This is a genomic window from Bacillus sp. FSL K6-1218 (assembly GCF_038006445.1).
GTDB lineage: Bacteria > Bacillota > Bacilli > Bacillales > Bacillaceae_G > Bacillus_A > Bacillus_A thuringiensis_S.
The window spans coordinates 5276712-5289683 of sequence record NZ_JBBOVE010000001.1; the positions used below are offsets into that span (position 1 = coordinate 5276712).

Sequence of the window (12972 nt, forward strand, 5' to 3'; positions counted from 1 at the left end):
CAGCCTAACAATTGGAGGTGCATTTTTTATGGCTAAATTTTCTTCAAAAGAAAAAATCCAAGCGGTGAAACGATATTTAGATGGTACAGAAAGTGGAAAAACAATTGCTAAATCTATAGGAGTTAACCCTAGCGTACTTCGTGAGTGGATTAGACGATATGAGTCTTCAGGTGAAAAGGCCTTTGAAAAGTGCTATACATTCTACCCAGCCCAGTATAAACTAGATGTACTTTATTATATGAATGAACACGGGACATCTATCAGAGAAACAGCGGCACTTTTCAATATACCGTCTTATGAAACACTTCGGAAATGGAAAATAGCTTATGAAACAGGAGGATTGGATGCCCTACAATCAAAGAAAAAGGGGCGTCCAACCATGAAAGATAAAAAAATAAAACCAGTAGATGAAGGATCAATCGAAGCCTTACAAGCGGAAAATGAGCGTTTACGTATGGAAAATGCATATTTAAAAAAGTTGAATGCCTTAGTTCAAAACAAAGAAAAATCACCAAACAAGACAAAGCGCAAGTAATCTACGAGTTAAGGCATGAATTTCCTATCAAGGAGTTACTTCAACTCGCAAACATTCCACGTAGTACGTACTATTACTGGATGAAACGTTTTAATCGTCCTGATCCAAATGCGGAGGTAAAAGAACGGATTCAAGCTATTTATAATGAACACGATGGGTGTTATGGTTATCGTCGTATTCGTGATGAACTTATGAATCGTGGACACAAAGTAAATCATAAAAAAGTGTATCGCCTTATGAAAGAATTAGGGTTAAAATGTCTGGTTCGTATGAAAAAATATCGCTCTTACAAAGGGACAGTTGGGAAAATTGCGCCAAATATTTTAAATCGCAACTTCCAAGCTGAAAAACCAAATGAAAAGTGGGTTACAGATATTACGGAGTTTAAGTTATTTGGGGAGAAGTTATACCTATCACCAATGTTGGATTTATTTAATGGTGAAATTATCACGTATACAATTGGTTCAAGACCGACCTATTCCCTTGTTTCAACGATGTTGGAACAAGCTCTTTATTGTGTAACCGATCCGGATAAACTCCTCATTCACTCTGATCAAGGTTGGCACTATCAAATGAAACAATACCGTCATTCTCTTAAGAATTGTGGCATAACTCAAAGTATGTCTCGCAAAGGAAACTGTTATGACAATGCCGTTATTGAAAATTTCTTCGGTATCATGAAATCGGAATTTCTGTATCGAAAAGAATTTGAAAGTATAACACATTTCAAACAAGAATTAGCAAAGTATATAGAATACTATAATCATAAAAGAATTAAGGCAAAATTAAAGGGTATGAGCCCAGTACAATACCGGGCTCATACCCTAGAGGCTGCCTAATGAAACGACCTGTCTAACTTTCGGGGGTCACTTCATTCTTATTGGCTTTTTTTATTTCAGTAATAACCATACTGTTCTTTTTCTTCTCTTTTATCGTTCAAAACAACACCTAGTAGTTTTCCTGATGCTTTATCTAATATTTGTTTCGCTTTTACGATTTTATCTTTTTCCGTCTTTTCACTGCGTACAACGAGTACGATTCCATCACATTTATTAGCAAGTATTTGTGCATCTGTAACCGCAAGGACAGGTGGTGTGTCGATTAATATAATATCAAACATGTTATACGCTTCTAGCAACGCCTCGTCCATTGCCCGACTCCCTAATAGTTCTGCTGGGTTTGGCGGGATTGGACCTGCTGCCATTAAATATACGTTCTCTATATCTGTTTTTTGAATGCATTGCATAAGTTTTGCTTGTCCTGATAATAAGTTTGTTAACCCATTCGAACTATGAATGGCAAATAAGTTTTGTATCGTCGGCTTACGCAAGTCAGCTCCAATTAATAAAACTTTTTTTCCTTGTTGTCCGAAAACAACTGCTAAGTTTGCGATTGTTGTTGTTTTCCCATCACCTGGATCTGCTGAAGTAACAATGATAGAACGAACATGATTATCTACAGATGTAAACTCAATGTTTGTACGAATGTTACGGTATTGTTCTGTAATACGCGATTTAGGCTCTTTATGTGTAATTAATTGTCGTAATGGTTTTCTTTTCTTTCTCCCGAACATATTCATAATCTCCTTTTGTGAAATGCGACATTTCCCTTTTCTCTCTTTTATGCTCGATTTCATACGTTTAATTAATTTTCTTGCTGATTTCCCCACATTTCATCATAATCAATAACATTCTACTTTGTCTTATTTAAGTACCTTAACAATATGACAATGCCCTTATTTCTTTATTACCTTTATCACTTATCCTGTTTTCTAGATAAATAATAAAGTAAGTATATGGTAATTCCCATCTATTTACAAGTTATTTTCTGATTAGTTTGTAAATTATCGTTTCATCGTTATATAGCAGAAATTAAAAAATCTCCTTGTCTTTTCACAAGGAGATTTTTTTAATTTCTATTCTTTTTTATCACCAATCGCAAATGTAATTTCTGCCTCACATGCAACCTCACCATCCACTGTTGCGATTGCTTTTCCTTTTCCAATCGGGCCGCGTACGCGTGTCATTTCTACTTCTAGACGAAGCTGATCACCTGGGCGTACTTGTTTTTTGAAACGGCAATTGTCGATACCTGCAAAGAAAGCAAGTCTTCCGCGGTTTTCTTCTTTCTTTAATACTGCAACTGCTCCGACTTGTGCTAATGCTTCTACAATAAGTACACCAGGCATAACTGCATAGTCAGGGAAGTGTCCGTTAAAGAATTCTTCGTTTGCGGATACATTTTTAATCCCAACCGCTCTTTTTCCTTCATCTACTTCTAATATTTTATCAACAAGTAAAAATGGATAGCGGTGAGGAATGATTTCTTTAATTTGTTCTATATTTAGCATGTAACAATCGCCCCTTTTGTAATATTGGTCTTACCACTTGGACATATTGCTATTATCCCATTTTGTTTATTATTTGTCATTACAAAGTAACATTTTATATTTAGTACGCCTTCCTAAAAAAAATGCACACACTCTATTCCATTAAAATAGTTGCACATTTTTGCAACTGACACGGAGGTGGAAAAGAGTGTATGCCCAAATTAGGGAAAGGCAATATGTATTGAAACATTATTTGCCTTAATGTCGTATTCGACTCATTATATTATAAACGTTTTCAAATAAGGAAATATTAAATTTAACCATATATATGAATATTTTACCTGTTTCCTTCATATTTCTCTATTTTCCTTCCATTTTCGCAAAAAAACAAAATAAAAAAATATAAAAACGAAAAAAAGAACTAAGGCGTCAGCCTTAGTTCTTTCAAATTATCTCAAAGCACGCTTTGGTAATCTGTCGATATTCTCTAACATAATACCTGTACCAACCGCAACGCAGTGCATTGGGTTTTCAGCAATTAATACTGGTACTTTTAGTTCTTCTGCTAGAAGCATGTCGATACCGTGTAGTAAAGCTCCACCGCCTGTTAGAATAACACCGCGGTCGATGATATCTGCAGATAATTCTGGTGGTGTGCGCTCTAGTACACCTTTTGCAGCTTGTACAATAACAGCTGCATTTTCTTTTAATGCTTCTGTAATTTCTTCAGAGCATACTGTAATTGTACGTGGTAAGCCTGTTACCATGTCACGTCCACGAATTTCAAGTTCTTCGCTACGTGCACCTGGGAATACTGTACCAACTTTAATTTTAATATCTTCTGAAGTACGTTCTCCGATTAATAGCTTATACTTACGTTTAATATAGTTTAAGATCTCCATATCAAACTTATCGCCAGCCATTTTGATAGAGGAAGAGGTAACAATATCACCCATAGATAGTACAGCGATATCTGTTGTACCTCCACCAATATCAACAACCATGTTACCGCTTGGTTGGAAGATTTCCATACCAGCACCAACTGCGGCTACTTTTGGTTCTTCTTCTAAAAATACTGTTTTACCACCTGAACGTTCAGCAGCTTCACGAATTGCTTTTTGTTCTACTGATGTAATATTTGTTGGACAACAAATTAAAATACGAGGTTTTGAAAAGAAGCTCTTTACGTCCAATTTGTTAATGAAATACTTTAACATTGCTTCTGTAATTTCGAAATCTGCTATTACACCATCTTTAAGCGGACGAATTGCTACAATATTACCAGGCGTACGTCCCACCATACTTCTCGCTTCTTCACCGACTGCTAATACTTTACCACTATTACGATCAATTGCCACAACAGATGGCTCGTTTAATACAATACCCTTACCTTTAACATGAATTAATACATTAGCCGTACCTAGGTCAATTCCGATATCTCGCGCAAACATTCCCGTTTTTTCCTCCTCGATATTCAAAATCAGGTTACACCCGAATTCTTTTCACCTAATTTCTGATTTTATCATAAATTTAACAGAAACGTAATATTCGCAAAAAGAATTCTTCTGAAAAATATTACCGAATGTGAACGGAATGTTTGCTACTGTAACATTATTGACGTACAGGCTTCTCTACATCTTCTTTTCTATACTTTTGCTTTGTTGCTTCTCCACCTCTTAAATGACGAATAGACTTATGATAATCAAGAATTTCTTTTACTTCATTTGCGAGCTCTGGATTAATCTCTGGTAGACGTTCTGTTAAATCTTTATGGACTGTACTCTTTGATACCCCAAATTCCTTTGCAATGACACGCACTGTCTTTCTTGTCTCCACGATATACTTACCAATCTTGATAGTTCTCTCTTTGATGTAATCGTGCACACCACTCGCCTCCCTAATTTGGATGTGAGAAGGGTGAAATGAGCCTCGCTGCATACGACTAAGAAGTAAGTGTGAGTGCTGTTTGTAAGCGTTAAACATTCTTGGATTTATAATGAAATGATTCACGATTTCTCACCTCAAACACTCTCTTTGCTTTGGTTTATACCATTGTATTGCCCGCACTACTGATATATGCTACATGTTCACTATTTTTGCGGACTAAGTTAAGAAAAATTACGTTTTTTTGTGAGAAATACGTTAAAACTGACTATTATGGCCAAAAAAAAATGACACCTTGTATAAAAGGCGTCATTCTTCTCGTTCCAATTCTTCTTCTAACAACTGATGGTGGGGAACCTCTTTCTTACCGGCAATATAATAATATAAAGTGAATAAAACAAACAATAAAATAATAGCAGTCGACAGAACAAATAAAAATGACACAGTATCCCCTCCCTTTTGTAATATATATTCGAGAATCTCGTCATTTTTCCTTGTTTTTGCAACTTTTTTCTCGAAATTGATTATTTTTATATAGAAATAAAAAAATCAGCTCTCCTAGTGAGAACTGATTTTTTCACTTTCTTATTCTTGTGAAGAAGAATCGTTAGATGATTCTGTAGAACCATTTGTTGATTTTTCTTCTTTCTTCGGTTCTTCTTTTTTGTCACTAGTTGAACCGCTTGTTGATTTCTCTTCTTTTTGAGACTTGTCTTCTGTTTTATTTTCTGGTTTCGTGCTCGTTGACTTCTCTTCTTTTTGAGATTTGTCGTCAGCTTTTTTACCAGAAGCATTCGTAGCTTTTGCAGCACCTGCATCAGCTTTAATTTCTGTTACTGATTTATTTAAGTAACGTTCAGGATTCACAGCCACATTGTCTTTACGTACTTCAAAGTGAACGTGAGAGCCTGCCTCTTTATTCATTGCACTTAGACCGGATGTTCCTAATACTTCACCTTGTGCAACTCTTGCACCTTTTTCTACTTTCACACTGCCTAAGCTTTGATAAGATACCGCTACACCATTTCCACTATCAACTGTTACAACATAACCAAGAAGTGAATCTTTTTCAGCTTTCGTTACTGTACCACTTAAAGCAGCAGCAACATTGAATTCTTTTCCATTCTTCGCAGCAATGTCAATTCCTTTGTTTGGGGAATATGTGTTGTTATAAAAGACAAGTGCTTTTTCTTGTTCCGCCTCATTTGCTGCATCTTCATAGAATTTCTTCTGTACGACTACTTCCGCATTCGCGGCAGCTGGCATTTTCACTACTTCTGAAGATTTCGTTACTGGTACTGCTGGATCTTCCGATTGTGTATACGGTGTTGCTTGATCGTGGTTTGGAGTCTTCTTCGGATTAGCTCCTTGGAACCATAGCGCAACCATTAAGATTACCGCTGCACAAGCAATGTATAGTGCCGGAAACACCCATCTTTTTTGAAATAAATGTACTACCTTTTGCGACTTTTTATTATTTCTTCCTCGCATTCCATCATCACCTCAGCAATCATTTTGAACAATATTCACGTATCCTATACAACGCATAACTAATTACTTTTCGACAAAATCTGTAAAAATATGTATAAGAACTGTAAAATTTCCGAGGAAATGATAGAAAAAAGAAAAAACTGAGCACTTTTAGCTCAGTTTTTAGTCTAATTGTTTCTTTTTATATACGATTAAACATATAACGAGCGATATAATAAGCCAAACTGCAACATTTAATACATGCCCACTAATATTACTAAATCCCGCCCCACCTGCTAAGCTGTTAAGTGCTTTCACAATATGAGATGTTGGAAGATATCCAATCATCGTCTTAATTACTTTATTTTCAACCATTGGCTCAAACTGTACAGCCAAATACATCGTCATTAATATCGGCATTCCAATTATTGATGTTTGTGGTACAGAAGATGCAAGTAATCCGATCATTGTTCCAAGTACGATAAACAAAATAGTTCCGCATAAGAATATCAATCCTACCAATGGAAGATTAATATTTAACTGATCTAAAATGAATAAATTTGCAATACAAATGACCATCGTCAGACCCGATGTTAATAAACCCTTTCCAAGTAGAACTTCAACCGAAGATGCCGGTGATAGCATTAATACACGCAATGTATGTTTTTCTTTTTCTTCTGCAATTACCATAGATTGAACAAAGCCTGCGACAAATAGGAAGGCCGTTATAGTAGTAATGCCTAACATTTCCTTTCCCACTCCAAATCTGCTAAACAAAAATGAAAGTATAATTGGTAAAAATGCCATTAACAACACTTGTGAATTTGTCTTAAAATCTTGTACTTCTTTTTTAAAAATAGCTGATACACGTCTCATTGAAAATGTCATTATAATCCCCTCCCAGTAACTTCAATAAAGATATCGCCTAAAGTTGGTTCGTGTGAATGAATGGATAGTAATTCTCCCTTTTTCATCCATTCTGAAATACGTTTTGCGCCTAATTCATCTTTTTGCACTACTTCTTTTTGTTTATCTTTTAATACGACCTCTATTTGATCCTTAGCGTATTGTAAGCGTAGGTTCTCTGGCGTATCAAGCGCTACAATTTCTCCGCCACAAAGGAAGGCAATACGGTTACAAAGCGTTTCTGCTTCATCCATGTTGTGAGTCGTTAAGAAAATCGTCGTTCCTTCTTCATTTAAGTCTTTTAAGATTTTATGAATGTTTTGTACGTTTACTGGATCGAGTGCAGATGTTGGTTCGTCTAAGAAGAGAATATCTGGTTTATGAAGGATTGCTCTTGCTAGTGTGACGCGTTGCTTCATTCCCTTTGATAGTTTCTTTACTGGTGTTTTTTTATCATCTAATAAATTTACTTGTGCTAGTACTTCATCGATTCGTTCTTTTTTACAATCGTATAAGTCACAAAATAATAGTAAGTTATCATAAATGCTAAGTCTTTCATATAAGCCGCTGTTATCTGTTAAAATACCAATTCGTTTGTAATCGATGCTACTTGGGCCTGTAATATCTTTCCCTAATACTCTTACCGTTCCAACACTATGAAGCAATTGAGAAGTTAAAATCTTTACTGTTGTCGTCTTACCAGATCCACTCGGTCCAAGGAATCCGAAAATCTCTCCTTGCTTCACCTCAATATTTACATTTCCAAGTGCCGTTTTTCCGTCGAAACTTTTCATTACATCTTTCATTTCAATTGCCAATGTCATTTCTTCATCCCCTTTGTTTTTCTTCTTTATAGATGAAAGTCGCTTTAGCGCTTTTCGTTTATTTGTTTCGCTTGTCTTGACTCAATCATATGAAAAACAAAGGGATTACGCAGTAAAATACCGGTAAAAGGAGTATTTTTACCGGTGAATGAATCGCATGTTGAGCTTATTGGAGCACTTTTTATAGTCCAATCACACCTTTTAATTCATCCATGCGTCCTTTTGAAAGCGGAATTGAACTTTTTCTTTCGTCATCCAAAATTAAACTGAAACTGTTACGAGTCCATGTAATCACTTCTCGTACTCTTTGTAAATTTACAAGGTACGAGCGATGACATCTAAAGAAACCAAAACCTGTTAATCTCGCTTCTAGTTCACTTAATGTTAAGGCGCATACGAAATCGCCTTCACGAACGTGAATATGTGTTACTCCATTTTGCGTTTCAATGAAATGGATTTCCATCGGATCAAGTAAAATGATTTTATCGTTCACTTTCGCTGGTATTCTTTCTAACTTCATTTGCGGAATCATTTGAATGACTTTTTCTTCATCGACTTCTTCCACTTCCTCTTGCTCAATTTCTATCTTTTTCACACCATCGTTGTTTAATATGTATACATCCTCTGTTAACGAAAGGGCATCCGATAGAAATGATGACGTAATAAAGATTGCCTTTCCTTGCTCTTTCATTTTCATGATTGCTTTTCGAATAATAACCGTACTCTCTGTATCTACATTTTGCTCTGGCTCTTCCAAAATAACTAAATCCGGATTATGAATCATAATTCGTCCAATATGAAGACGACGCTTCTCTGAAAACGATAGTTTTTCTATTTTAACGTTTAGTTTATCTAGGAGACCAACAGACTTCACAACTTCTTCTATACTTATCTTTGATTCATAAAGCCCTATTAAAAACTTAAAGTATTCTTTCACCTTCAAACGATCATATGCCTCATCTTTCAAAAAACAAAAACCGATGCGGGAATAATTTTTCTTTCCAATTGCTTCTCCTTCAAACAATACATTGCCAGTCGACGCTTCTTCTTCACCAATAATGATGCGGTGTAACACTTTAGCTGTATGATTATTGCATTGCAAAACAATACATTGTCCTTTTTCAACCTTTAGCTCAATTTCTGGTAACTGGTTCGTCTTCCCTAACTGCTTTAACTCCAGTAGCGCCATTTCGTCTCCCCCAAATACTTTTTATCCTATTATATCAAACAATTAATGGAAAATTATTCTATTCCAAACAGAAGAAATAGGCGCCAGAGTTCTGACACCTATTTCTTCACCATCAATTTTCCTTCATAATCATTCATCGTCTTTATTTCAACGCCTTTATAGTAATGAGCGACGATATCTGTATATTTCTTTCCTTCCGCTGCCATGCCGTTCGCCCCGTATTGACTCATACCAACGCCGTGACCGAAGCCTTTCGTCGTAACGATGATTTTATCTCCTTGTTGTTTCCACTTGAAATCAGAAGAACGTAAATCTAACTTTTCACGAACTTCTTTTCCTGTTAATGTTTTTCCTTGAAAAGCTACATCCTTTACGCGCTTTCCTTCCGTAAGGTCTTTAATGTTTCCAACCTTCCCGTCTGCCAGCACTTTCACACCGAGACGTTTTTGAAAATCAGCTACTGTAAATGTTTGCTCGCTCGTAAACTTTGGAGAGGCTTGATCCCACGGACTATCTACACTTTTCAAGTACGGATAATCATTTCCCCAATAATCAGCCGCATTTTCTGTCCGGCCATTACTCGTTGAAAAAAAGGATGCTGAAATTGGTTTTCCATCATATGTTAAAACTTGTCCTGCTGTTTTCGAAACGGCTTCTTCGATTTTCTTTACATTATTTTCGTAGTTATTGCCCCATTGCTTCTTCAATTCATCTTTGCTTTTGTACACTTGATCTTTCACCGTATCTGTCACGTCCGCATTATTTTTCTTTCCTCCGCTTAGCATACGTTGTACTACAAATGTTCTCGCTGCTAATGCCTGTGCCTTTAGTGCCTCTATTTCAAAACTGGCATTCATCTCAGAAGCTACTACACCGGTCACATACTCCTCCATAGGCAATGATTCTACCTTCTTCTGTTTCTCACGATATACAGCAACTTGAACCGCTGTATCTACTTTTCCTGGAGCTGGTATACTTTCTATCGCTGGAGGAGTTTTAGAGGCCGTTTCTTCCCCTACTTTTGCTTTCGCAAATGGGATAACAAGGGCTGCAGGTACAATGATAACGAGCGCTATTAAGAGCGCTACTGTAATAAAAAGTGGCTTTGAAAATTTCATCCTATTTTCCCCCAATATAAAAGCTTTACTCCATTCATTCTTATGGAACAACTCTTTCTTTTAGAACATACTTAAGGAGGAAGAGCATAAAACGTAAATTTTCTAAATATTTTTACTGGTACGTGCATAAGTATAGAATTTATTGACTATAACAGTAATAACCCAAAAAAATAGCCCCTATGTCAAAAGACATAGAGACTATTTCAATTAAGCGTGAAGATCAGAAACTTCTTGTTCTTTCACTTCTTCTACTTTTTCGTTTACACGTTCAATAGTTGCACCTAATGCAGCTAATTTCTTATGGAAATCTACATAACCACGGTCAAGATGTTTTAACTCAGTTACACGAGTATAACCTTCTGATACTAAACCAGCTAAGATTAATGCAGCTGCAGCACGTAAATCAGTTGCGCCTACTTCAGCACCTTGTAAGCTGTTTGGACCGTTCATAATAACAGAACGACCTTCAATTTTAATATCAGCATTCATACGACGGAATTCTTCAACGTGCATAAAGCGGTTTTCGAATACCGTTTCTGTAATCATGCTTGTTCCATCAGCTTGTAGTAATAATGCCATCATTTGTGATTGCATGTCTGTTGGGAAACCTGGGTGAGGCATAGTTTTAATATCAACCGCTTTTAACTTATCTGGGCCGATAACACGTACACCTTCGTTTTCCTCAATAATTTTAACACCCATTTCTTCCATTTTCGCTGTAATTGAGCGTAAATGTTCAGGTACAGCATTTTCAATTAAGATGTCTCCACCAGTAATTGCTGCTGCAACCATGAATGTTCCCGCTTCAATACGGTCAGGAATAATAGAGTGGTTTGCACCATATAATTTATCAACGCCTTCGATACGAATCGTTCCAGTTCCAGCTCCGCGTACTTTCGCTCCCATTGCATTTAAGAAGTTAGCTAAGTCAACGATTTCTGGTTCTTTCGCTGCGTTTTCAAGAATTGTTGTCCCTTTTGCTAATGTAGCTGCAGACATAATGTTTTCTGTCGCGCCTACGCTTGGGAAGTCTAAGTAGATTTTAGCTCCTTTTAGTTCTCCCTCAACATATGCCTCAACAAAACCGTTACCAACCTGTACTTTTGCTCCCATTGCTTCGAAGCCTTTTAAATGTTGGTCAATTGGACGTGAACCGATTGCACATCCACCAGGAAGTGCAATACGAGCACGACCATTACGTGCTAATAATGGTCCCATTACTTGAACAGATGCACGCATTTTACGTACATATTCAAATGGTGCTTCAATGTTTAGTTCTTTAGAAGAATCGATTGTTACTTGATTATTTTCAAATACGACTTCAGCATTTAAATGACGTAATACCTCATTAATTGTGTATACATCAGACAAAACTGGTACTTCAGATAGTACATTCTTTCCATCACTCGCTAATAGGGCTGCAGCGATTATAGGTAATACAGCATTTTTTGCGCCCTCAACACGCACTGTGCCGTTTAACCGCTTTCCGCCACGGACGATGATCTTTTCCAAATTATTCCCCTCCGTGTCCTTTTTTCAGTATCTATTCACTCAATACTCAGAAGTTATGATCGGTGTGCCAACCACAATTGTATCTTTGTTGTCTGTAGAACGTATTGCTATTTGCACATTTATTTTCTCTCTATTTGTTGAAAGAGCGTCATCCCACTTTTTATTGTATGCGGAGACTGACACAAATGCTCTTTCTTCTACTTGTTCGATCGCTCTTGCTGAAAGATCTTTCAAAACCTGATTGGTTTTATTTTGCAAAACACCTTCAATCTTATCATTCAGTACACCTTGAACACAAGTGTAAATTATAGGTTTTTCACTAAAAATTTTATTCACTTTTTGAACATACTTCGGGTCCCATTTCGCCCCACTTACTTCAAAGATAATGAAAGTGTTTTCTTTAGTATTTTCTTTACTCCAAGTTACTACTACTCGTTCTTCATGAGAAGCAAACTTTTTATAGGATGTAGCTTTATATCCATCTGGAGATTGCTCTACTTCCCACTTTTGAATATTTGCCTTGTCCTTCACATCGTTTAACAACTTTTGAAACGTATGTATATTAGAAATTGTTTTTGTTTCTCTAGCTAACCATGACCATTTTTCTACTTTAGCATCATTTTTCTCTAAAGCCTTAATCATGCTCTCCATTTTCTGTTCATCGCTTATCGGTTTCATCTCTCTATATCCAACCAAAAATAAAACAACACTAAGTGCAACAATAAGAATGGCTTTAAGCTTCAATTTCATCCCCTCCTATCCCCATTGTTAACGGAGATTTGAGGTTCTATACACTTACTTTACTAAATACGTTAAACTCTTCGAATAGCCTAAATAATCAAGGAAAAAGTTACTTACAGATGTCCCAATTGCAATTGTAATTAAGATGAGTAATACTCGCGTCTGCAGCACTTTTCCGGACTTCATTAAACGCTCAATGTGAATGCCTTGCAAAGCCCACCACGTAATGGTAATAAACAATAAATGCGAAACAATGGCAATCAGTGCTTGTTGCCCTAAAAGTTGTGCCAAAAAATCGACCCCTTTTTACTCAGCTACTACTTATGAAAGAATATAAAAACGATACCATAATAAGTAGGAGCCACACTTTTTCAAATGCAAATAGACATCTTACATTTTACATCGTGATTTTCTTTCAAAAAACGTATATCTACATTACAAGTTAACACAAAATAAAAAGCGCA

Annotated in this window: 14 protein-coding genes; 1 reads left to right on the forward strand and 13 read right to left on the reverse strand. The window is 36.3% G+C overall.

Going from position 1 to position 12972, the window contains the following annotated elements; genetic code table 11:
• Window positions 1–28: 28 nt before the first annotated feature.
• A protein-coding gene (locus tag MHI26_RS27145; RefSeq protein ID WP_098316879.1) for an IS3-like element ISBth10 family transposase occupies window positions 29–1374 on the forward strand; the annotation gives its coding sequence in 2 pieces (ribosomal slippage) (window positions 29–470 and window positions 470–1374; 1347 coding nt in all).
• A gap of 56 nt (window positions 1375–1430) precedes the next feature.
• Here the strand turns inward: MHI26_RS27145 and MHI26_RS27150 are convergent.
• The 13 genes from MHI26_RS27150 to MHI26_RS27210 form a co-directional block, all read right to left on the reverse strand.
• Entirely contained in the window at window positions 1431–2108 is a 678-nt protein-coding gene (locus MHI26_RS27150; protein ID WP_000467945.1) for a CpsD/CapB family tyrosine-protein kinase, read from the reverse strand.
• A gap of 342 nt (window positions 2109–2450) precedes the next feature.
• On the reverse strand, window positions 2451–2885 hold the full coding sequence (fabZ, locus tag MHI26_RS27155) for a 3-hydroxyacyl-ACP dehydratase FabZ (RefSeq protein WP_000931959.1): 435 nt from the start codon (window positions 2883–2885) through the stop codon (window positions 2451–2453).
• A 428-nt stretch (window positions 2886–3313) separates the two neighbouring features.
• Window positions 3314–4315 carry a rod shape-determining protein gene (locus MHI26_RS27160; RefSeq protein WP_000457978.1) on the reverse strand — a complete coding sequence of 334 codons (1002 nt, stop codon included), beginning with the start codon at window positions 4313–4315 and terminating at the stop codon, window positions 3314–3316.
• A gap of 160 nt (window positions 4316–4475) precedes the next feature.
• The gene (spoIIID, locus tag MHI26_RS27165; protein WP_000544012.1) at window positions 4476–4748 is read right to left on the reverse strand and encodes a sporulation transcriptional regulator SpoIIID; all 273 of its coding nucleotides are present in this window, start codon (window positions 4746–4748) and stop codon (window positions 4476–4478) included.
• Window positions 4749–5057: 309 nt separating this feature from the next.
• The gene (locus MHI26_RS27170) at window positions 5058–5192 is read right to left on the reverse strand and encodes a hypothetical protein (protein ID WP_000008903.1); all 135 of its coding nucleotides are present in this window, start codon (window positions 5190–5192) and stop codon (window positions 5058–5060) included.
• A gap of 141 nt (window positions 5193–5333) precedes the next feature.
• Window positions 5334–6239: a M23 family metallopeptidase gene (locus MHI26_RS27175; RefSeq protein ID WP_061667074.1), complete on the reverse strand. Its 906-nt coding sequence runs from the start codon at window positions 6237–6239 to the stop codon at window positions 5334–5336.
• Window positions 6240–6401: 162 nt separating this feature from the next.
• The gene (locus tag MHI26_RS27180; RefSeq protein WP_061667075.1) at window positions 6402–7106 is read right to left on the reverse strand and encodes an ABC transporter permease; all 705 of its coding nucleotides are present in this window, start codon (window positions 7104–7106) and stop codon (window positions 6402–6404) included.
• Window positions 7106–7948 (reverse strand): ABC transporter ATP-binding protein, encoded by an 843-nt coding sequence (locus MHI26_RS27185; RefSeq protein ID WP_000170820.1) that lies wholly within the window; start codon window positions 7946–7948, stop codon window positions 7106–7108. The genes MHI26_RS27180 and MHI26_RS27185 overlap by 1 nt, the downstream gene beginning before the upstream one ends.
• A 181-nt stretch (window positions 7949–8129) precedes the next feature.
• Entirely contained in the window at window positions 8130–9137 is a 1008-nt protein-coding gene (locus MHI26_RS27190; protein WP_061667076.1) for a LytTR family transcriptional regulator DNA-binding domain-containing protein, read from the reverse strand.
• A gap of 98 nt (window positions 9138–9235) precedes the next feature.
• The gene (gene spoIID, locus MHI26_RS27195; RefSeq protein ID WP_061667077.1) at window positions 9236–10255 is read right to left on the reverse strand and encodes a stage II sporulation protein D; all 1020 of its coding nucleotides are present in this window, start codon (window positions 10253–10255) and stop codon (window positions 9236–9238) included.
• A gap of 207 nt (window positions 10256–10462) precedes the next feature.
• Window positions 10463–11767, reverse strand: coding sequence for a UDP-N-acetylglucosamine 1-carboxyvinyltransferase (gene murA / locus MHI26_RS27200; protein ID WP_000411275.1), 1305 nt, complete (start codon window positions 11765–11767; stop codon window positions 10463–10465).
• Between the two features lie 39 nt (window positions 11768–11806).
• The gene (locus MHI26_RS27205) at window positions 11807–12511 is read right to left on the reverse strand and encodes a YwmB family TATA-box binding protein (RefSeq protein ID WP_000767913.1); all 705 of its coding nucleotides are present in this window, start codon (window positions 12509–12511) and stop codon (window positions 11807–11809) included.
• Between the two features lie 51 nt (window positions 12512–12562).
• Window positions 12563–12799, reverse strand: a complete 237-nt coding sequence (locus MHI26_RS27210; RefSeq protein WP_000057889.1) for a DUF1146 family protein — start codon at window positions 12797–12799, stop codon at window positions 12563–12565.
• Between the last annotated feature and the right edge of the window lie 173 nt (window positions 12800–12972).